At 38.0% G+C, this 22,436-nt stretch carries 15 protein-coding genes; 3 read left to right on the forward strand and 12 right to left on the reverse strand.

From position 1 onward, the window contains the following. Positions 1 to 179 precede the first annotated feature (179 nt). The 10 genes from IQ236_RS18925 to IQ236_RS18970 form a co-directional block, all read right to left on the reverse strand. Positions 180 to 3,653 carry a chemotaxis protein CheB gene (locus IQ236_RS18925; RefSeq protein ID WP_193870736.1) on the reverse strand — a complete coding sequence of 1,158 codons (3,474 nt, stop codon included), beginning with the start codon at positions 3,651 to 3,653 and terminating at the stop codon, positions 180 to 182. Positions 3,654 to 4,391: 738 nt separating this feature from the next. After that, on the reverse strand, positions 4,392 to 5,234 hold the full coding sequence (locus IQ236_RS18930) for an ABC transporter permease (protein WP_193870737.1): 843 nt from the start codon (positions 5,232 to 5,234) through the stop codon (positions 4,392 to 4,394). A gap of 19 nt (positions 5,235 to 5,253) precedes the next feature. Continuing rightward, positions 5,254 to 6,165, reverse strand: coding sequence for an ABC transporter permease (locus tag IQ236_RS18935; protein WP_193870738.1), 912 nt, complete (start codon positions 6,163 to 6,165; stop codon positions 5,254 to 5,256). 49 nt (positions 6,166 to 6,214) lie between these two features. Then, a complete protein-coding gene (locus IQ236_RS18940; RefSeq protein ID WP_193870761.1) occupies positions 6,215 to 7,309 on the reverse strand; it encodes a polyamine ABC transporter substrate-binding protein in 1,095 nt (364 codons plus the stop codon). A 179-nt stretch (positions 7,310 to 7,488) separates the two neighbouring features. Continuing rightward, entirely contained in the window at positions 7,489 to 9,054 is a 1,566-nt protein-coding gene (locus IQ236_RS18945) for a B12-binding domain-containing radical SAM protein (RefSeq protein ID WP_193870739.1), read from the reverse strand. 52 nt (positions 9,055 to 9,106) lie between these two features. Then, positions 9,107 to 10,432: an aminotransferase class I/II-fold pyridoxal phosphate-dependent enzyme gene (locus IQ236_RS18950; RefSeq protein ID WP_193870740.1), complete on the reverse strand. Its 1,326-nt coding sequence runs from the start codon at positions 10,430 to 10,432 to the stop codon at positions 9,107 to 9,109. Further along, positions 10,425 to 10,901 (reverse strand): acyl carrier protein, encoded by a 477-nt coding sequence (locus IQ236_RS18955; RefSeq protein WP_193870741.1) that lies wholly within the window; start codon positions 10,899 to 10,901, stop codon positions 10,425 to 10,427. Before IQ236_RS18955 ends, IQ236_RS18950 begins: the two co-directional genes overlap by 8 nt. Positions 10,902 to 11,148: 247 nt before the next feature. Continuing rightward, positions 11,149 to 12,939: a fatty acyl-AMP ligase gene (locus IQ236_RS18960; RefSeq protein ID WP_193870742.1), complete on the reverse strand. Its 1,791-nt coding sequence runs from the start codon at positions 12,937 to 12,939 to the stop codon at positions 11,149 to 11,151. 171 nt (positions 12,940 to 13,110) lie between these two features. After that, a complete protein-coding gene (locus tag IQ236_RS18965; protein WP_193870743.1) occupies positions 13,111 to 13,896 on the reverse strand; it encodes an aspartyl/asparaginyl beta-hydroxylase domain-containing protein in 786 nt (261 codons plus the stop codon). Positions 13,897 to 13,982: 86 nt separating this feature from the next. Then, entirely contained in the window at positions 13,983 to 15,746 is a 1,764-nt protein-coding gene (locus IQ236_RS18970; protein WP_193870744.1) for a fatty acyl-AMP ligase, read from the reverse strand. An 88-nt stretch (positions 15,747 to 15,834) separates the two neighbouring features. Between IQ236_RS18970 and IQ236_RS18975 the strand changes: the two genes are divergently transcribed. After that, positions 15,835 to 17,064, forward strand: a complete 1,230-nt coding sequence (locus tag IQ236_RS18975) for a glycosyltransferase (RefSeq protein WP_193870745.1) — start codon at positions 15,835 to 15,837, stop codon at positions 17,062 to 17,064. Positions 17,065 to 17,127: 63 nt separating this feature from the next. Here the strand turns inward: IQ236_RS18975 and IQ236_RS18980 are convergent, their stop codons facing one another. Together IQ236_RS18980 and IQ236_RS18985 are read right to left on the reverse strand one after the other, a co-directional pair. Beyond that, a complete protein-coding gene (locus IQ236_RS18980) occupies positions 17,128 to 18,039 on the reverse strand; it encodes a Bpu10I family restriction endonuclease (RefSeq protein ID WP_193870746.1) in 912 nt (303 codons plus the stop codon). Positions 18,040 to 18,062: 23 nt separating this feature from the next. Further along, entirely contained in the window at positions 18,063 to 19,310 is a 1,248-nt protein-coding gene (locus IQ236_RS18985) for a DNA methyltransferase (protein ID WP_193870747.1), read from the reverse strand. Positions 19,311 to 19,576: 266 nt separating this feature from the next. On the opposite strand from IQ236_RS18985, the gene IQ236_RS18990 reads away from it, so the two are divergent. Both IQ236_RS18990 and hpsP read left to right on the forward strand, forming a co-directional pair. Beyond that, positions 19,577 to 20,875, forward strand: a complete 1,299-nt coding sequence (locus IQ236_RS18990; RefSeq protein ID WP_193870748.1) for an MFS transporter — start codon at positions 19,577 to 19,579, stop codon at positions 20,873 to 20,875. Between the two features lie 145 nt (positions 20,876 to 21,020). Further along, positions 21,021 to 22,193, forward strand: a complete 1,173-nt coding sequence (gene hpsP / locus IQ236_RS18995; RefSeq protein WP_193870749.1) for a hormogonium polysaccharide biosynthesis glycosyltransferase HpsP — start codon at positions 21,021 to 21,023, stop codon at positions 22,191 to 22,193. Positions 22,194 to 22,436: the final 243 nt, after the last annotated feature.

The raw sequence follows: 22,436 nt of genomic DNA on the forward strand, positions 1-22,436 counted from the left end.
TGAGTGTTGAACCGCTCCGACCGTCCCAAGCGGTGGCGAAGCGATCTCACCTACCCCATCCTGCCGGAAGCACATCGCTTTTCTACTCTGCTGTTTAGAGGCGATCGCACTCTGTCGAACTCACGTTGAATTAGTAGAGACGCGCCATGCTGCCTCCCTCTACAGGGATTTACTGTTCTCTATTGCCTGTTCCCTATTCCCTGTTCCCTGCAATATTTAGAAAGAACGTGCAGAAAATTTTCAACTAGAATGGGTTTACTCAGATAATCATTCATCCCGGCTTGAAAACATTGTTCGATCTTTTCATCCAAAATATTAGCTGTAACAGCAATAATCCAGGGTTGAGCTTGGGCAGATTGGCGAATCATTTTTGTGGCGGTTATACCATCCATTTGTGGCATCTGCATATCCATAAAAATCACATCATAAGATTGCGTTTTTAACTTTTCTAATACTTCTAATCCATTATTAACAATATCGGCAGTATAGCAACAAAATTCGTCAAAGAGCAATAGGAGAAATTGTTGATTAATCAGATCATCATCAGCAATCAAAATTTTGAGAGGAACTTGATCAAATATTATTTCCGGTTGATCTGATTCTGGAGTTGTTGGTGCATTCATATCAATCTCAGCAATCATCTGGAGTACCAAGGTAAAATAAAAAATTGAACCTTGAGTTTGAGAAATTTCTGAATTAAAAACCCAATTTTGAGGCGGATTTCCCCCAATATTACCAAAACTTTCAACCCAAATTTTTCCACCCATTAAATTAATTAAATTCTGACTAATCACTAAACCTAAACCTGTACCCCCATATTTGCGGCTCATAGAAGTATCTCCTTGGGTAAAGGGTTGAAATAACTGATTTAATTGATGATTCTCAATGCCAATTCCTTGATCGTGAATAGCAATCATTAACTCATAGTATTCTCCTTGATTTAAGGCTAGTTGTTGCTGTTTGTTTCCAGAAATCAGTTGACCATTGACCGTAATCTTAACAATACCTTGATCGGTAAATTTAACCGCATTTCCAACTAGATTTAAGAGAATTTGGCTCAACCGGAAACTATCTCCTAAAAACTCAGTGGGAATATCAGAATCAATTTCATAGGTCAGGTCAATTTTTTTGTTTAACACCTCTCCCTGGAGCAGATCACAAACCGATTGAATCACATCTGTTAAAATAAAACGCTGCTCTTCAAGCTCTATATGACCCGACTCAATTTTGGAGAAATTTAAAATATCATTAATAATTTTTAATAGGTGATTACCGCTTTCTCGAATCATATTGACTAATTTTTTTTGTTCATCAGAAAGGTTGGTGCGCGAAAGAACTTGGGTAATTCCAATCAGACCATTCATGGGGGTGCGGATTTCGTGACTCATATTGGCGAGAAAGTCACTTTTGGCTTTTGTCCCGGCTTCGGCGGCTTCTTTGGCTTTGGATAGCGCTATTTCGGCTTGTTTGCGATCGCTAATATCAAGAATTGTTCCATAGATATCAGTAATCTGATTTTGCTCGTTATAAATGGGTTTACCAATGGCATTAATATAACGAATCACCCCATCATAATGACGAATAATTCTACAATCGAGATTATAGCTAGTTCCTTGAGTTTTGAGTTGCTCTAAAGCTTGTCTAAATTCAACTTGATCGTCAATATGGATTTTTGTAATTAACTGCTGTAAACTAGGTTCTCCCAGATTAAAATCAAAACCAATAATGTTAAACAATTCCTTTGACCAGCGAACTTTTTGCGTCTGAAGATTTAATTGCCAATTCCCAAGATGGGCAATACTTTGAGCTTCTTCCAGGCAATTTTGTGATCTTTCGAGTTCCTGTTGAATTTGTTTTTGTTGGGTAATTTCTGTGAACACTGCACCGACTCCGGGTTGTTGATTTTCTAACACAACTGGATAATAATTGCCAATCCAGTATCTAGTTTGTTTAAATATAGGTGTTAAAGTTTGAAATTCCACATTTCTAATCGCTTCACCTGTTTCTAAGACTTGACGCATGAAAGGTTCATAAATATTAGCCCAGTCTGGAAATAACTCCTGTCCAGTTTTCCCTAAACATTCTGCGACAGACAAGTGATTAATCTTGGCTAAGTTTTCATTAATTTTTACAAATTTGAGGTCTTGATCGAGTAAACATAATCCCACAGGACTATTACTATAAATATTTTCTAACCAATTCTTACTGGCTTGCAGTGCATTTTGGATACTTTTTAATTCATTAATATTGACAAAAGTAATAACTATACCCTGATTATTGCTATCTTCCCCTCGATAACTATTCACTCGCATTAACAGGCTTTCCCCTGTGATTTGATTGATAACTTCTAGTTCAATCGGAATTTGCTGCACCACAAAATTTGATAAAATTTCGACAAAGTTAGGACAGTTTAAATTGTGGGTAAAATGGGTTAATGGGCGATTAACGTCTGACGGAATGATATTAATAATATTACTAGCTATTGGCGTAAATTTTCTAATATTGAGATGATTATCAAGGAAGATTACCCCGATATTGGTACTCCGTAATAAATTATCAACATCGGCGGTCAGTTCCGTGAGTTGTTGAATTTGAAGTTGATATTCGGCATTGACGGTATACAGTTCTTCATTCACAGACTGTAATTCTTCATTGGTACTTTGCAATTCCTCATTAAAAGCCAGTAATTCTTCATTGGTTGCCTGTTGTTCTTCATTCGTCGTTTTTAATTCTTCAATGGTGGCTTGTAGATTTTCTCGCGTTTGTTGGAGTTCATATTCTAACTCAGTAATTTGTTGGCTCGGTTCAATATCCACCTCAAACTCAGTTTTGTTAGATTCATCTTTTAAATCGGTTTCTACCTCTAATAAAATCAACATCAATTCATTCATAATCAGGTCTTTACGCGGAAATGCTATTTTTAAATTAACGACCTCATTGATGCCATTTCGAGTTAAATGAATGCCCGTATACAAAACATTTTGTTGATCTCGTTTGGCTCGATGTAGAGCGGTTCTCAGGGGTAATTGTAAAGGAGTAGGAACCAGTTCAGTAATCTCTAATTTAGGCTGTCCGGTAGGAAGGGAAAGGAGATGAGCACCATTATGAAAAACATGAACTAATTTGCAGTCTTGATTCACTAATACACAAGTTAAACGTTGTTCTGTCAAACAAAGCTCAAAAACCGCATCTAAAATTTGACTAATAACTTGTAATCCCTCTGTACCATCGTTTCCAATTCCCGATAGCAAAATACCGATGACTTTTTCCCCCCATTCTTCTGCTAAGGAATGAAAAAAAACATTGATGGGATAATTAATTTGATCACCCGTATGTTCTTGCAGTCGTAAATAATTTTGTTCAACTTTTACATCATAACGAGGCGGTAATATATAGATGCAATTGGGCTGTAACTGCATTCTATCTTCGATGAGTTTAACTTCCAGTGAAGTCCGTCTTTGGATTAATTCGGGCATGAAAGTCGGAAAATCAGGAGAAAGATGTTGCACCACCACAAAAGCCGCACCCGGATTATTCGGTAAGTTAGTAAAAAATAGTTCTAACGGCTGTAATCCTCCGGCTGATGCTCCGATTCCCACCACAAAAAATTTTTCTAGCGGCTCAATGCTAGGGTCTTGAGGATATTGTGTCATAATCCTACAATCCTTATTCCGTAAAATTTTTATGGATAAAAAACCAGTAGACCGATTAAAAACAATCGGTCAAGGTTTTCAAGTTTAGTTTTGTTGGTAACAATATTTCGGATATTTTGTGATGGGTAGCGGGGGGTTCAGACTCCAGAATAGCAAGCTGGCAAACCATAAAATCAAGATTTTAGCCGTTTATCTAAAAATTGTCCGAGCCATTGTTGTTAATGAGTTTAGTCCGTAAATTTTTTTTTAATTTAATTTTAATTAAAATAATTAAATCAATTATTAAATCAATAAATAAAAAATTAAATTAAATTAAATTAAATTAAATTAAATTAAATTAAATTAAATTATAACATGAATCAACGCTTTTTGACATAATTTTAATTTTTTTTTAACAATTCCAGCTTGATTTTTTCTTCTGTAGGGTGCGTAAGGCGAAGCCGCACGCACCAAAAATGTCTCAGAGATAGGAATATGCCCTACAATGCGATTGCTCCATCAACTTAAAATCTATTAATATAAACGGGAATAGGCAATGGGTAATGGAAAAATTGATTTGCAATGGCATTTTTTATCATAGATGGTGCGTGCGTCTGCGCCTTACGCACCCTACGTTAAATTGTCATAGGAAAACCTGAATAGATTTTCCCATTAGGCTGTGATCACTTTCACCAATTGTAGATGGTGCGTGCGGTTTTGCCTTACGCACCCTACGTTAAATTATGAAACAACCCTGGGCTAATTTTTCATTCTTTTTCCTTCCCCTTGACTGCGTAAATATTCCCCAAATATTGCTAAAAATCCAGAAGCGATAATTAAGATTACACTTAAGGCATTAATATCAGGTTTTACCCCAGTTCTAATGCGACTAAAAATTTCCATTGGTAATGTATTTGCTCCACTTCCAGCCGTAAAACTAGCAATTAAAAAATCATCCATACTTAACACAAAAGCCAGTAAACAGCCTGATATAATCCCTGGCATTAATTGAGGTAATAAAACTTGAATAAATGCTTCGATGGGAGTCGCCCCTAAATCTAATGCGGCTTCTTCTAAATGGGGATCTAAATCTGCTAATCTCGTTGAAACCACTAAGGCAACATAAGCTAAACAAAACACCACATGGGCGGCTACAATTGTCCATAAACTCAGAGGAATAGCAACGGCGGCTAAAAACACCAAAGTTGCAACCGCCATCGCAATATCAGGAATAATTAACGGTAAATAGGAAACCCCTTGATAAAGTCCTTTTCCGGGGAAACGATAACGGGCTAATCCTACGGCCATTAATGTACCAATAACCGCCGCAATTCCGACGGCACAAATTCCCACCGTTAAACTATTTTTTAAAGCAGTTAAAATGCGGCTATCTTGAAATAATTTAATATACCATTCTAGGGTAAACCCCTCCCAGCCTGCACTATATCGAGATTTATTAAAGCTATAAAACGTTAAAACCAAAATCGGCAGGTACATATAAAAAAACATTAAACCGACAAAAATCACCTGCCAAGAAATTCTAAACTTTGGTTTAGAAGCCATATCAAGCATCTCCTCTGGTTGTTGTTTAATGTCTTGCATAAATTCTTCCTAATTCCTATTAGCGAGAAGGTTTAGCATCCCCGTATTTAATTAAAAGTGCGATGGCAATACTGACTCCAAATATTAACACCATACTTAATGCTGAACCAAAGCCCCAATTTTGAGTTAAGCCTAAAAATTGATTATAAATTAATCGAGAAACCGTCATACTTGATGCTCCCCCCAATAATTCTGGGTCTACAAAATCCCCCATTGTACTAATAAACACCAGCAATGATCCGGCAGCAATACCGGGTAAGGTTTGGGGAACTGTGACTTTCCAAAAGGTTTCAACAGGTCTGGCTCCTAAATCGGCGGAGGCTTCTAATAATCGCCGATCTAATTTTTCTAAAGAGGCATATAAAACCGTCACCATATAAGGTAAATAACTATAGGCCATACCAATTAAAACCGCCGGAGTTCGATTCAATAATTCTAAAGCAGGTAATCCAATTAATCCTAATACTGAATTTAAAACCCCCGTCGGTCTTAATATGGTAATCCAAGCATAGGTTCTTAATAAAGAAGATGTCCACAACGGTAAAACAAAGGCTAATAAGATTACATTTCGCCAGCGTTTAGGAGCTAATTGAGCAATCCAATAAGCAACGGGAAATCCTAATAATAAACACAAAACTGTCGTTCCAAAGGCAAAATATAGCGATCGCCAAATCACTAATAAATTAATCGGTTCAAATACCCGCAAATAATTATCAATACCATTGGGAATGACTAAATCCCCAGGACGAATATCCTTAACTAAACTCAGTTCAAAAATTAGTAATGTTGGGAATACTAATAAGAGTAATAACCACAACCCAGACGGCCCTAATAAAACCAAAGGCCCCAGCCATTGAGACGCTCGTTGTCGCCATCCCTTTTTAACAGGTTGTGGAGGAGAAGTCATCGGAGTTTTTGTGGAAATAGCCATAGTTTTGTTGTCGGTTTTTGGTTGTGGGTTAACGGTTAATAGTCAACACCTAACTGGTTAATTGTGTCCAATATCGTTCATAAATTTCAGTGGCTTTACCGACGGGGGAAATTGCTTCACTCCTAGCAATAACAGATTCAGGCGGAAATAAAGTCGGATCATTTCTTAAAAATTCCGGTAATCTTTCATAGGCTAATCTTGAAGGCGTGGCAAATTTTAATCGTTTAACTAAGGTTGCTGCAATGTCCGGTTGCAACATAAAATTAATCCATTTATAGGCGGCATCGGGGTTAGGAGCACTTTTAGGAATCACCATTGTATCCGTCCATAACGATGATCCACTATCAGGAGTAATATATCTTAAATCCTCATTTTCCTCCATAATTTCGGCAGCATCGGAGGAATAACACATGGCAACAAATAAATCTCCAACAATCATTTGAGGTCGCCAAGAATCCGTTGAAAAAGAAGCGATCGCTGGACGTAATGTCACTAATTTTTCATAAGCTTGACGAATTTGATTGGGATCAGTGGCATTATAAGAATAACCTAACATTCTTAATGTGGCTCCCATTACTTCTCGGACATCATTCAGTAACGTGAACCGCTTTGATAATTGTTCTTTATTTTGCCAAAGATAATTCCAATCTTGAGGATAATTTTTAAGAGTTTTTGAATTAAAAATTAACCCCGTTGTTCCCCAACTAATCGGCACACTAAAACGACCTCCAGGGTCATAACCCGGGTCTTGAAATTGCGGAAATAAATCTTCTAATCCTACTAATAAGGAGCGATCCAGTTCAGTTAATAGCCCTAATGCTGCCATTTTCTGAACCATATATTCGGAAGGATAGATGACACTATAAGCTCCGGCTCCTCCCGCTTGTAGTCGTGCTAACATGGCTTCGTTAGAGTCGAAGACATCCGCCACAACTTTTAACCCGGTTTCCTCTCGAAACCGATCTAATAAATCTTGATCGGTGTAACCTGCCCAAGTATAGAGGTACAAGGTATCTGAGGACACCTGGGTATTGGGGGTTGTTTTGACTTCAGCTAACGTCCAACCACAGCTTGAGAGGGACGATGCCACCATCGCTGCAACGGAAGTCTGCAAAAACTGACGTCGTGTTTGAGCAACCCTCATATTCCGATGTTGGTGTAGATAAGTCGGAGGCACTGTTTTTTTCTCAGTGGAAGTTTGATTAACAAAACAATTGAATTAATTTTCCCACAGGATAGGGTCAAAATACAGAAAACAGCAGGAGTAACCCACACAACCGAAGAAACCGAGTTTCTGCTGTTCAAAAACCCGGTTTCGGTAAACTATTGAGCAATAGTCGTTAGCTGACGCTGGGTTTCTACGGGTAGGTCTTGGAGTTGACGTTCAATTTTTTCTTTAACAATGGCGCGATATTCATAGAAATGTTCTACTTGTCCACAAACCACTAAATAATGATCTAAAACACGAGGTTTGTATCTTAAAATATTCCATAAATAGCGCCAAAATGTCCAACGAGTTTTCCGTACAACTCCTTGATACCAACATAAAATAAAGAGGGCGCGTAGCGTTGTCAAATCCACTAATTTACCGCCAATGGAATTGGTTTTAGGTTCGCCGATCATCATAAAATGTCGATAGGTTCGATCTAAATATCGTTGGGGGTCGTATAATTCCCAAAACCCATTAACATATTCATGGGCAATGTCTTCAATGGGTCGAGTGGGAATAAAATTCATTAAGGTGGTTTGATTAACATTTCCCGTTTGGGTAATTAATCGTCCTTCTTTTTCTAAACGATGCCAAAGGGCGGTATTCGGTAAAGCTTGCAACATACTAAACATAGCAATGGGAATTGTAGTTTTTTCTACAAACCGAACAATGCGATCGCCCGCCCCAGGTTTTTCTCCATCAAACCCAATAATAAATCCTGCCATCACCCGTAATCCAGACCGGATAATTTTTTCAACAGATTCACTCAGGGAATCACGAGTATTTTGATATTTTTTAGTTAAATTTAGGCTATCTTCATCGGGGGTTTCAATGCCTAAAAACACCGCCCTAAAGTTACATTCAACCATCAAATCCATTAATTCTTGATCTTGAGCTAAATCAATGGATGCTTCCGTTGATATTCGGAAGGGATAGTTATTTTCTTTCATCCATACTTTTAATTCCCTCAGTAATAACTTAACATTGCGTTTATTGCCAATAAAGTTATCATCAACGAGGAAAATTCCCTGCTTAAATCCTAATTCCCGTAATCGATCCAATTCTGCTATAAATTGAGCCGGGGTTTTAGTTCGAGGTTTACGACCATATAACACAATAATATCACAAAACTCACACTGAAACGGACAACCCCGTGAAAATTGGAGCGAGATCATATCATAGGCATTCTTATCCAATAAATCAAAGCGAGGCGTGGGGGATGTGGTGACATCGGGTTTATCTCCTTCTATGCGAAAAACTCCCTTAGAATCCCCACGCTCTAAGGCTTCCACTAATAAAGGTAAGGTAATTTCCCCTTCATCTAAGACTAAAAAATCAGCACCAGCTAGTTCAGCTTCTTGGGGAGTGGATGTGGGATAGGGGCCACCCACAGCGACTTTTTTACCCCGTCGTTTAGCTTCTCGAATTTGAGCTAAAAAATCATCTTTTTGGACAATCATGGCGGAAATCATCACCAATTCTGCCCAATTCCATTCCGCTTCTGTGATGTCTCGAACGTTTCGGTCTACTAATTTAAACTCCCAAGATTGGGGTAAAATTGCCGCTACCGTAATTAAACCTAAAGGCGGAAGTAAAGCCTTACGGTTTACTAAGGCGAGGGCTTTTTCAAATGACCAGAAACTTTGGGGAAAGATGGGATAAATTAGAAGAACACGCATTATTATGAACCCTTTACAGGATAATGCCCAAGGTAGCTAAATTCTGCAAAAATCAATGATTTTCTGGTAATTTTGCCACTTCTTCGGCAAGAGTGTCTACAGTATAACGAATTTGTTCTTCGGTGTGGTTGCAAGTAATAAAAAATCGCAAACGAGCTCCATTTTTAGGCACAGAGGGATAAAACATAAAGGGTACATTAATTCCCCGGTTAAACAAATTTTGAGACAGTTGCACCGACTTCCAAGAATCTCCCACAATAATCGGAATTACGGGAGAATCTTGACTTAATCCTGTATTTAACCCTTGATCTTTGGCTAAGGTTAAAAACAATTGCGCCCGTTGATGTAACTGTTCAACTCGTTTAGATTCAGTTTTTAACAAGCGAATAGCGGCAATTACAGAAGCGGCATTTGGGGGAGAAATCCCCACACTAAAAACAAATCCAGGGGCAGTATATTTCAGATATTCAATTAACGCTTGAGATCCAGCAATATATCCGCCACAACTGGCAAAGGATTTGCTTAAAGTTCCCATCCATAAATCAACATCATGGGGATTCATGCCAAAATATTCACTAATCCCCCGACCCTGTTTTCCTAAAACCCCAATGGAGTGAGCTTCATCCACCATTAAAAAGGCTTTATGACGTTTTTTAATCTCGATCAATTCCGGTAAATTTGAAATATCTCCATCGGTACTATAAACCCCTTCCACAATAATTAAAACCCGTTGATAGCGATGACGCCGTTCTCGTAACATTCGCTCTAAAGCTTGGCAATCATTATGGGGAAATGCGATCGCCGTTGCTCCCGATAAAACAGCCCCTTGCATTAAACTATTATGACTCAGGGCATCATGCAAAATCAAATCATGTTGTCCGAATAAATGCCCCACCGTTGTTACATTGGTGGCATGACCCCCGACAAAAACAATACTATCTTCCACCCCAATAAAATCAGCAATTTCTCGTTCTAATTCTTGGTGGATGATTTTTTCACCCGATAATAACCGACTGGCTCCCGCAGAGGTTCCATATCGATCAATTGCCTCTTTTGCACCTTGAGAAACCTTCGGATCGCCACACATTCCTAAATAATTATAAGTGGCATAATTAATATAATCCTGACCTCCAATCCTGGCTTGATCATTGGCAATGCCTTCTTGCGCCCTAAAAAAGGGGTTTCCTAATCCTAAAGCCGCCAGTTCTTGCTGTTGTTGTTTCAGATGCAGATATTCGGGAAATTGATTAAATTGATAATATTCGGCAGGAATCTCAGGAAGGGAAATAGATTCTGCTTTTTTCCGCAGTAAGTCTGCCAGGAGCGATCGCTTTTCTTGAGAGGATAACTGACTCACTGATGGCGATAAATTAATCATTGTTGTCTTCCTGTTCCGCTAATAAAATATTTAATAAACTATCAACCTCTGCATCCGACAATTGATCCAAATGATGCAAAAGATGTTCAGCATCTTCAGGGGAAATGCCATTCTGATATTGAGCGATATCGAGTTTAGCGTGAGTCGCTAAATATTCAGCCAAGGTGGCAATATTGGGATAATCCCACAACAAAGTCGGGGGAAGGCGGCGACCTAAAATGGTTTCTAAGTCTCCAGAGAGATTAATCGCTTCGATGGAGTTGAGGCCATAATTGGCAAAATCCTCCTCTGTATCAATCTCTGACGCTTCTAACCCCAACCGTTCTGACAGTTGACTAACTAACCATTCCTCAATTGTGCTAACAGACTGGAAAGATTCAAGGCCATTCACCGACCACTCTGGATGATGCACCGTTCCCGATGGTTGTTGGGGTTTTGTCCCATTCATAGACGCATTTAACACTTGCATGGCTCACTCCTCCATCACCATAAAACTTTAGCATCCCAAGATATCAGTAATCAGTCATCAGTCATCAGTTATCAGTTTAAGAGTTAGTCGTTGGGAGTTAGTGGTTAGTTACTGACCGTTAGTCAGCGAGGATAGGTGTAACAAGGTGAAATTCCTCAAATCTGTCTAAATCCCTGATTCCTGTTGGGAGTTGGTGCGTGTGCTGCGATCGCTGTATCCTACAAATTCCCTATTCCTTCCCTACTTTTTACTCGCCTAAGTTTCCGGCTAAAAAACTAGAACGACAAGCATGGCGTTGAATTTTACCACTGGAAGTTTTCGGTAAGCTTCCGGGTTTTAACAAGACTGCGGCATAAACCTGTAAATCATGATTTTGAGAGATAACCCGACGAATGGCTTGAATCACCTGCTGTTTAATCGAGGTTTTGGCTGAACCGTTACCATTTTCCTGAGTACGGAGTTGTTGCCAATATTGACGTTCCATCTCGACCGCCACGACTAACCGTTCTTCTCCATCCACATCAATCGAAAATCCAGCTACTCCACTGGGACGAATCAACGGGTGACTTTGTTCAACTGTCCATTCAATATCTTGGGGATAATGGTTGCGACCGTTAATAATAATAATGTCTTTAATTCTCCCGGTAATAAATAATTCATCAGCATCTAAAAATCCTAAATCTCCTGTTCTTAAAAATGGGCCTTCTCCTGTTGTTAAATAAGCCTTAAATAAGGTTTCCGTTTCTTCCGATTTATTCCAATATCCCTGTCCCACGCTCGGCCCAGAAACCCAAATTTCCCCCACTTCTTCGGGTTGACAACGATTCAAGGTTTCAGGATTAACAATCAGTACCGTTTGATCCGATAAACATTGACCACAACCGACAAAGGTTTTAGCATTTTCTGTTAAGTTAGGGGTCGGTTCATTAATCCTAATAATCTTGTTATTTTTTAAGGCAATTCCATCAACGGTTTTAAAAATGGGTGTGGCTGTTTTTAAGCCTCCGGTAATCATTAAAGTCGCTTCAGCCATGCCATAACAAGGATAAAACGCTTCTCGCTTAAACCCATATTGAGCAAAGGTTTGAGTAAATCGTTCCATCACGTTATGATTAATCGGTTCTGCTCCATTAAATGCCACTTCCCAACTACTTAAATCTAAATTTTCTAACTGTAACGATGGGTTAACCCCACCCTTTCCGAAGACTTTCCTCACACATAAATCATAGGCAAAATTAGGCCCCCCACTGGTGGTTCCTTGATATCGAGAAATGGTTTGTAACCAGCGTAACGGATTTTGAACAAACATCAAAGGCGACATTAAAATAACGGGAAATCCACCAAACAGAGGTTCTAAAACGCCGCCAATTAATCCCATATCATGATAAGGAGGCAACCAAATAACCCCTTTACTATTAGAGGAATGACCAAAATGATCATAAATGGCTGCTAAATTATGTAATAAATTTTCATGGGAAATCATCACCCCCTTGGGGGTTGCGGTAGAACCGGAGGTATATTGTAAAAAGGCAAGGGTTTGACTATTAATTGCTGGAGGTTGGAAATTATTTTCAATTTCTGTTTCTAAAATATCGGTTGTCAACCAATTTAACGGCGCAATATCAGACATTTGCGGAAAAAACCGTTGTAAACTGGATAAGGTGGATTCTGTCGTTAAAGCAATCGTGGCATTTGTATCTTGAATAATAGCTTGTAAACGAGGAAGGGAGCGATCGGGTCGGGGGGGATAGGCGGGAACAGCAATCACTCCAGCATATAAACAACCGAAAAACGCACTAATATAATCTAATCCAGGTTGATACAGTAACAAAATTCGATCTTGCGGTTGACAAAGGGCTTGTAATTTACTCGCAATAGTTTGAGCTTTTTGGTTTAATTGTTGATAGGTTAATGTAACCGTTTCCGATTCCCCATCGACTAAAAATGTATAAGCAATTTGATTCGGTTGCTGCAATGACCGATGTTGTAAAAGTTCAATTAAAGTGGTCGCTTTTAAAAAATCAAATGAATCAGTCATGAAAAAAATAGGTAATGTTTTGTTGTCTATCCTATCATTTCTAGGGGTGTTTTACCTCCGTCCGTAGTTAGTCATTATTCAAGAATTAAGGATTTTCTTAACTCTTAAATCTTGAATGAATCAGCAATTGTTGATCACGGATCAGGGGTTACAGACGGGGGAATTTTGCCTCTAGGGTGGGGTAATACTGTCCTTCTGGGCAGCAAAGACTTGTTCTAAGCGAACATCCCATTTCCGTTGATTCGCATAACCGTCTTGAACAAAAGGAGACACCGTAATTAATTTGAGAAACAGTTCATTAATCATCGACAAAGGAAACCGTAAGGGTCGCATAATATCTAAAAATAAAACGACTCTCACGCCATCGGTTTCGTTCCAAGCTTCATGGGGTAAAGAATCATCAAAAATCATACATTTTCCTTCTTCCCAATAGCGGGTTTCTTCTCCGACTCGAATTCGACATTTTTCGCGGGGTTCAGGAATTTTTAATCCTAATAAACAACGAATCACCCCTTTATAGGGCCCTCGATGTTCAGGAATATGTTTTCCGGGTAATAAAATTGAAAAAAATGCCGTTTTCATCCCTGGAATTTGTTCAATTAAACGAGTGGTTTCTGGACAGCGTTGGCAATTTTTATCGACTTTAATTCCATAGCCATAGAAAAAATAGGTTTTCCATAAATTATCTTGAGTGGTACTATACCCTTGATCGGGGGAAATATCTTGAAAATTTGGTAGTTGTTCTTGAACTTTCAGAATTTGCTCTAATTCTTGGCGAATTAAATGCCAATTGGCTTCTAACTCTTTTGACCACTGAAATTGAGTAGGTTCAAAAAAAGCGGTATCTCCAATTAATGAATATTTTGGGATTAATTTTTCAAACGTCCATAATATTTTCGTTCCAAATTTATACAGCAGAAAATACCTGATTTTTTCTGATAGTTGTTCTTGTTTCATATTGATTTGAGGGATAGGAAATTAAAGGTTTTGGTGCGTGCACTTGGGCGGGATAACCCCGCCCCTACGCACCCTATGGTTGACTTTTAAGAACGATTGGCTAGTTCTGTTAATTGACTGGATTCTGAATTTAATTGCCATTGTCCAACAATATCTAAACTGCCTTCTAGGAATTTCGTTCGACAAGCACGACGTTGAATTTTACCACTGGTGGTTTTAGGAATAGTAGTTGTTTTTAATAATACGATCCCAAAAACATCAACGGTATTCTGTTCGGCGACCGCTTGACGAATAGCATTGACCACTTCTTCAACGTTCAAGTTCCGTAGATAACGTCGTTCAATTTCAGAGGCAATAATTAACTGTTCTCCGATTTCTGTTTCAATAGAAAACGCCGCACTATGACTCGGACGAATGGCGGGATGACAAGTATCAAGTGTGGCTTCAATTTCCTGGGGATAACGATTTCTTCCCCACAAAATCATCATGTCTTTGATGCGTCCGGTAATATATAATTCTCCTTCATGCAAAAACCCTAAATCTCCCGTGCGTAAATAGGGTCCTTGTCCATCCACATAAACCTTAAAGGTGGTTTCCGTATCTTCGGGTTTTCCCCAATATCCCAAACCCACACCTTTTCCAGATACTAAAATTTCACCCACTTGATTTTCATCTCGTCGCGTTAATTGTTCAGGATCAACAATAATCACTTCATCTCCCAACCAAGGGAAGCCACAACTAACAAGAGATCGGGTTTTTGTTGACGGTTGAATAATCACTTGATTTTGTTCTAAGGCGACTGCATCGACCGAGAGAATATGGGGGGTTTGGTGTTTGTTTCCCCCAGAAATAAATAGGGTGGTTTCGGCCATTCCGTAACAGGGGTAAAACGCTTCGGGTTTGAACCCACAGGGGCCAAAAATTTCTGCAAACCGTTTGAGAGTCTCAAAGCGTACAGGTTCAGCACCGGAAAAAGCCACATCCCAGGAACTTAAATCTAACTTTTCTAACTTTTCTGGAGTTGCTGTCCGACAGACTAAATCATAGGCAAAATTTGGCCCGCCACTGGTGCTGGCTTGATATTGAGATATTGCTTCTAACCACCGAAAGGGTTTTTGTACTAAAGAAATAGGGGACATTAAGGTGACAGGAAATCCCCCATATAAGGGTTGAATTACGCCACCAATTAATCCCATATCATGAAATAAAGGAAGCCAAATTAATCCTTGACTCTGATGATTATGTCCAAAGGCGTTATAAATAATGGCGGAATTATGGATAACATTTTGATGAGTGACGATAACGCCTTTTGGAGTACCCGTTGAACCGGAAGTATATTGTAAAAAAGCGATTGTATCCCCGTTAATTTGCGGTTCTTTCCAGGTTGTAGCGAGGTTTTGGGAAAAAAGCCTATCAGTCGCAACCCAAGGTAGAGACGCGCCATGGCGCGTCTCTACGGGGAATTGGGTTTGTAGATGTTGAATTAATGTTTCTGTACTTAAAATAGCCCGACATTGAGAAGATTCTAAACGGGTTTGTAGCTTCGGAATAGCTTGGGTCGAGACGGGAGGGTTATCAGTAACGGCGATCACACCTGCATATAAACAGCCAAAAAACGCCGCAATAAATTCTAATCCCGCACTATAGGGATAAACGACTAAAACGCGATCGCCCGGTAATAGAAAAGATTGCAGATAAGAGGCGATTTGTAATGCTTGTTCATGTAACTGTTGATACGTTAAGGTTCCTGACTCGGTTTCCCCATCGGCTAAAAACCGATAAGCCAGTTGATCCGGTTGAGATTCGGCGCGATCGCGCAATAAATCGACTAAATTAGAAAAATCGCTCATATCGAGATAATCTCTAAATACTGTAGTGAGTCCTTCAGGACTCTATAGGAGTCCTAAAGGACTCACGACTATAAAGGTAAAGTTTAATATGAAAATTGCAATTATTTCCTCTGGTTTTTTTCCGGTTATTGATGGCGTTACGGTCAGCGCCATGATGCGACTACAACGGTTAAGTGAGTGGGGACATGAAGTCTTATTTTTCTGTCCTGACTATAGCACCCTGGAAAGCATTTACCCCAATTGGAGAGAGTATACGGGCAATATTTTACCGGGTGTTCGGGTTTGTAATATACCCAGTACATCGTTTTTAGGAATCGATTTTGAGCGAAATCCTTCGATTCAATCCTATTCGATTGTTTTAAAAGAATTAGAACAATTTCAGCCTGATATTATCCATGTTGATGAACCTGAACGGCTATTTTTTGGATTTTTTAGACGGGCTGGAATCGCTTATGCGAAAAAAGCTAAAATTCCCTGTATTGCCTTTTTTAGAACTTGGTTTTTATCCTACGCAGAAGATTATATTCCTTTACCTAAATTTGCCGTTGAAATAATCCGAGAAGTTGTTAGACAGATTTTTGCTTGGATTTATAATAGTTATGATATCACTTTATTTACTAGCAAAATTACCTATCAAATTACTCCACAAATGGGAATTAAAAATGCGGTTTATGCCAATTTAGCGGGCTTTGATGCGGGACGATTTGATCCGAATTTAAAAGAAGAACATTTTTTTAAAACATATTATAATTTACCTGAATTAGATGGTTTAGTTAAATTAATTTTTGTCGGTCGTTTAACGCCGGATAAAGGGTGGAATTTTACGTTAAAAGCCATAGCAAAGGTTGCCGAAAAAATCGATTTAGAAAAAGTCGGTTTTATTATTGTTGGGGATGGGCAAATGCAGGATGAAATTATCAAGGGTTTAACAAAATATACCCGTCATGTTTACTTCCTCGGTCGTGTTCCCTATGATCAAGTTCCGGCAGTTTATGCTAATAGCGATATTCATATTACCACATCTGAACGAGAATCCAGAGGATTAACAGTATTAGAAGCATTTGCGTCCGGTATTCCCGTATTAGTTCCCCGTGCTGGAGGGTTGGTTGAGAATGTTCAAGACGGAGAAAATGGATTAATCTATACACCTCAAGATCCAGAAGATTTTACTCAAAAATTAAAACAATTAATTGATGATAGGATATTAAGAAAAACAATGGGAAAACAAGGATTAAAGTCCGTTGGAAATTATAGTTGGGATCAAGTTATTAAAAATTTAGTTGAGATTTGGGAACAAAAAGTTAATGAAGTAAATTAGATAATATCCTGATTCATTAAAAGGGATTTTTTAAAATAATTAAATCAATTAAATTTATATTATTTAAAAATGCCCCCTTTTTAAGATTTTATCAATTTCTGGTGCTGTATCATCAATTAAAATCTGAATTTTATTAATCATTCTTTGAAATACATCAGAATAATATTTTGAAGACTCCAGAAAATCTGCATAGGATTGACGATATTTATTCCGAGATTGTGGTGTTTTATATTGCTGACGAATATTAGCAGGTAAACGCTTACTTTTTCTTACAATTAATACATCATCAATCTGTGTTGAAATAATAGAAACAGGCATCATATCTAAAAATTCACAGACTAAAAAGTACAAAGAAGCAGGAACAGCTATTTTTAAATCTCGGCTGGTAGCCACTGCTTCTTGAAACATCGTTTTATCTAAATTAGTTTTACATTCAGCACAAACATACCCTAAATGAGATTCAAGCAGCTTATAGTTGTGAAATCCACTATCAAAAGCAGTTTTTAAATATAATTTTTTTCCTAATATAAAATCTTGATTTTTCGTTCTTAAAGTCGGTTCACCTCCCTGACCTGTATTTCCCAAAGAAGATAAAAAACTTAACCCAGAAAAAGTATTTCTAGGCCCTATTTCAAAGGATTCATCAATTCCTCGTAAACTTCTGTAGATCAATTGAGGAAGAAATTCTTCAAGAATTGTATTATCTAATTTTAGTTGTCCCTTTTGACGATATAGAAAATTGTCCGAACTATCAAAGATTAAATCCAATTCAATAAAACGCTGATAGCGATTAGTTTCCTCCACTAATTTTTCTACCGTATCTGCTTGACCTGGTGTTACAGATTCTAAGGCTTTTATCCATTGTTGATATTGTTTTAGAGATTCTTGAACTCGTTCCAAATCAGCAGGAGGTAATTGAGGATTATTCAAACAAGCTTTCAGTTTATCATAATGAGGAGTTGGGAATTTGATCATAGGTCTATTATCATTTTGAGGATTTATTGATACCAATAGGGAGATGAGTTCACATCAGGAACTTTATGAATTGCCTCTTGGAGAAAAAAATAATTTTTTTCTGAAACCACCTCTAATCCTTGACGGAGTGCTTTTTTGGCAACCTCTCTAGCAATTGTATCCCAGTTTTGAACCGATAAATAAACTTTTTTATTAATGAGATGTAATAAATCTTCTCGGATAATTTGACCAAACTTATTTTTAAATTGACGCTTTTGAGTCAGTACCTGTTCAAAAACACCAGACTGTTTAACTAATTCAATAATAATTTCTGAGTTATAAAAAGGAACACCTAAAACCGTTGATTGATAACCAACTACAAAAATCATCCGTGTTTCCTTTTGGCAAATTCTTTGAAGTTCTTGAAGAACAGCGACTAAATCCAAACAATATTGAATGACTGTCAAAAATCGATTTCCTCGGTTAGCTCGATTTGAACCAATTTCAGACTTTGCAATTTTCAGTAAGTTCCATCCTAATAATTCTACAGAATTTCGATAATTTTGATGATAATTAAAAACATTGATGTAGGGAGGAGAAGTGATCACAAAATTTATTTGATCCTCTTCTAACGGAATTTGACGTGCATCTCCTAACAAACTGATAATTCTTTCTTCTGAGTAAGGCATATCTCGAATTAATTCATACAGTTTAGAAGAGGTTTTGTAAATTTTTTCTCTCATTAAATTATTCTTAGCTGAGATATCTAATAGAATGACTAAGGTATCTACAATAATGCTCTCCTCTCCTTCTAATTTTTCATAAAGTAATTTTAATTTATTTCCAAACTCGTCTATTGGTATGGGTTGATAATATTGGCTTTCAAAAAAGCTAGATATTGAAAATAGACTATCTAATTTTTGATTGACTGAGGCAATAACTTTTTCTCGTTCCTCTTGTTTTAAATTAATGAGTTGATAGGTTCTGCTTAAAATCAAAGCTGCTGGATTAAGTTCACAACCTAATGCTTTTAAGCCTAAACATCCTGCTGTATATAGAATAGTTCCACTGCCTATAAATGGATCAAAAATAATAGCGTTTTTCGGCGTATAGGCAAGCATGATATTTTCAATTAACTGAGGAGAAAATTGTCCTCTCCAACCAAATAAGTTAGATCGGTTTTTATCTTCAATATCCAGAACATTTTGAGGTAAACATACGTTAAAATCTTTTACATCCTGACTTAAAAATTTTTTTCTAAGCTGATTAATCAAGAATAATGTATTGGGCATATTAATGAGTTGTTAAAGTATAAAATATAACCAAAAAAATGAGTCATGCTCATTAAGTAAAAATGTGGATTGATATAACAATTAAATAATTTGATAAGACTGGTTTGTGCCTCTTTCTGAATAGATCACTTTAATTAAAACCTAGCTGATTTGATTCCAATATACCAGAATGAACAAACCACAAGTTAGATACAGATTGACAAACTGTGTTTACAATACTTAATATAAGCAAGCGATTACAGATGAAACTGCGGGACAAACAGCGTATGCCAACTTTTTTACTGGTTTGGTTGGGACAAATTGTTTCTCTATTTGGTTCCAGCTTAACGGAATTTGCTTTGGGGGTTTGGGTTTATCAAACCACAGGTTCCATTACCCAGTTTGCCCTAATTTCCGTTTTTATTCATCTCCCAAACCTGTTAATTTCCCCCCTAGCAGGCGCAGTGGTAGACCGTTTTAGTCGTCGAGGGGCGATGATCCTCAACGATATTATTTCGGTTATGGGAACATTAATTTTGATGGGGTTGGTATTTTCTCAGCGTTTAGAAGTTTGGCATATTTACGTTGCTGTGTCCGTTAGTTCCATTTGCAGTGCGTTCCAATGGCCCGCTTATATGGCTTCAATTCCTCAACTTGTTCCCATGAATGAGTTGAGTCGAGCTAATGGCATGGTTCAAGTTTCTAGGGCGATCGCAAAAATTTCAGGGCCAACAATTGCCGGAATTTTAGTTGGAACTATTGGCATCGGTTCAATTTTAATCATTGATTCAGGAACCTTTATTTTTGGTTTCATAATACTATTATTAGTGCGTTTTCCCAAAGTAGAGCATTCAAGTTCTCAAGGACAACCCTTAAACTTTAAACAACTTTGGAAAGAAACCCGTTCCGCTTGGAATTATATTTTAATCCGTCCGGGGTTAAGAAAATTATTAAGCTTTTTTGCAATAACTTACTTTACAGAAGGAATGCTTGCTATTCTATTCTGGCCGTTAGTATTAAGTTTCGCCACCAGTAAAGATTTAGGATTAATTCTCTCTATTAGCGGTTGTGGAATGCTTTTCGGAAGCATTGCTGTTAGTGTTTGGGGTGGCCCCAAAAACCGCATGAAAGCAATTTTATGGTTAGTCGGTTTACAGGGTTTATGCCTGTGTTTAGGAGGGTTTAAACCCTCAGTTATTTTGGCAGGAATTGGAGGGTTTGGTTATTTATTTGCTCGTCCCTTTATTGTCAGCAGTAATCACACCATTTGGCAATCAAAAGTTCCCTTTGAATTACAAGGACGCATCTTTTCTTTACAAAGTGTTGTCGAGCGATCGCTTTTAATATTATCTCATATCAGCGTTGGGCCTTTAGCAGATCGCGTTTTAGAACCGATGATGAAACCCGATGGACTTTTAGCCGATAGTATTGGCAAAATTATCGGAGTGGGAACAGGACGAGGAATTGGGTTATTATTTATGTTAATTGGCATTCTTAATATTGTGGCAGCCCTCATCGCCTATCGGATGCCTCGGTTACGACGAGTCGAAAAAGAAATTCCCGATGCGATCGCAATCATCAGTTAACCGTAGGGGCGGGGTTTTCCCGCCCAAGCGCACGCACCAAAAACCCCCAAACCCACAAAAAAGCCTAAACATTAATAGAGTTAAAATGTAGGGTGCTCCATCAACGAGCACGCACCCCAAACCCACCCTCAACCCAAACCCACCAATGAAGATTTTACAAATTATTCCTTCAATTTCTTTAGTTTATGGTGGCCCTAGTCAAATGGTACGGGGTCTTTCTGCTGCATTAGCTAAACTGGGAGTTGATGTCACCGTTTTAACTACAAATGTAAACGGAGATAGCGGTCAAGCACCCTTAGATGTTCCCTTAGATCAACCCGTCAATGACAATGGCTATCAAGTTCGCTATTTTCCCTGTTCTCCCTTTCGTCGATATAAATTTTCTTTAGATTTATTAACCTGGTTAAAAACACACGCTTCCGAATATGATTTAGCCCATATTCATGCCTTATTTTCTCCCATCAGTTCAGCAGCCGCAACGGTAGCTCGTTCTCAAAAATTACCCTATATTTTACGACCATTAGGAACCTTAGATCCGGCTGATTTAAACAAGAAAAAACAGTTAAAAAAACTCTATGCTGCCTTGTTAGAACGTCCTAATATTGCCGGAGCATCTGCCATCCATTTTACCAGTCATGAAGAAGCCAGAATCTCTGAACGATTTGGAGTCAAAACCAACGATTTAATCATTCCATTAGGAGTAACATTACCCCAATTAACCCAAACGCCTCAAGCCATTTTATCCCATTTAAAAATCAAGCCTAATGTTCCGATTATTTTATTTTTATCTCGAATTGAACCCAAGAAAGGACTAGATATATTAATTCCGGCGTTAGAAAAAGTTTTAGCAACTGGATTAGACTTTCAGTTTATTTTAGCAGGTTCTAATCCTCAAGATCCCGAATATGAAACTAAAATTAAACAACAAATTCAAAGTTCTTTTTTATCTGAAAAAACAATAATTTCTGGGTTTGTAACGGGAGAAACCAAAACCGCCTTATTAACAATAGCCGATTTATTTGTATTACCGTCCTATTATGAAAATTTTGGCATTGCAGTAGCAGAGTCCATGGCCGTTGGAACTCCAGTGGTTATTTCTAAAGGAATTTATATTTGGGAAGATGTAGAACAAGCCGAAGCCGGTTGGGTCGGGAATGGAACTATTGAGGAGATTTCAAGTTTAATTCAAACAGCATTAACGAACCCCCAAGACCGTCAAAGCCGAGGATTAAATGCTCAGAATTATGCCTTAAATCATTATCGTTGGGATGCGATCGCACAACAAATGATTCAAGCGTATCAAAGAATAAGGAGATAGGGGTAATTAAGTATTCAAAACAAACTTGTTCTTATCCCTCTGTTATCACTTTGAGGAAAAAGCCTGATTTTCTGTAGGCTGAAAGCGCGTAATTTCAAGCCGATACCCCTGAAATAGCCAAAGAGAGTCCCAGCTTACGGACTCTTCTTAAAACCCTTAACGGTCAACCCTCAACAAATACCTATTTAAAATTTCTTTACAAAACCGAAGGCTGTGATAGTATCTGGATGGATTTACATCCAG

It is taken from the genome of Planktothrix mougeotii LEGE 06226 (assembly GCF_015207485.1).
GTDB lineage: Bacteria > Cyanobacteriota > Cyanobacteriia > Cyanobacteriales > Microcoleaceae > Planktothrix.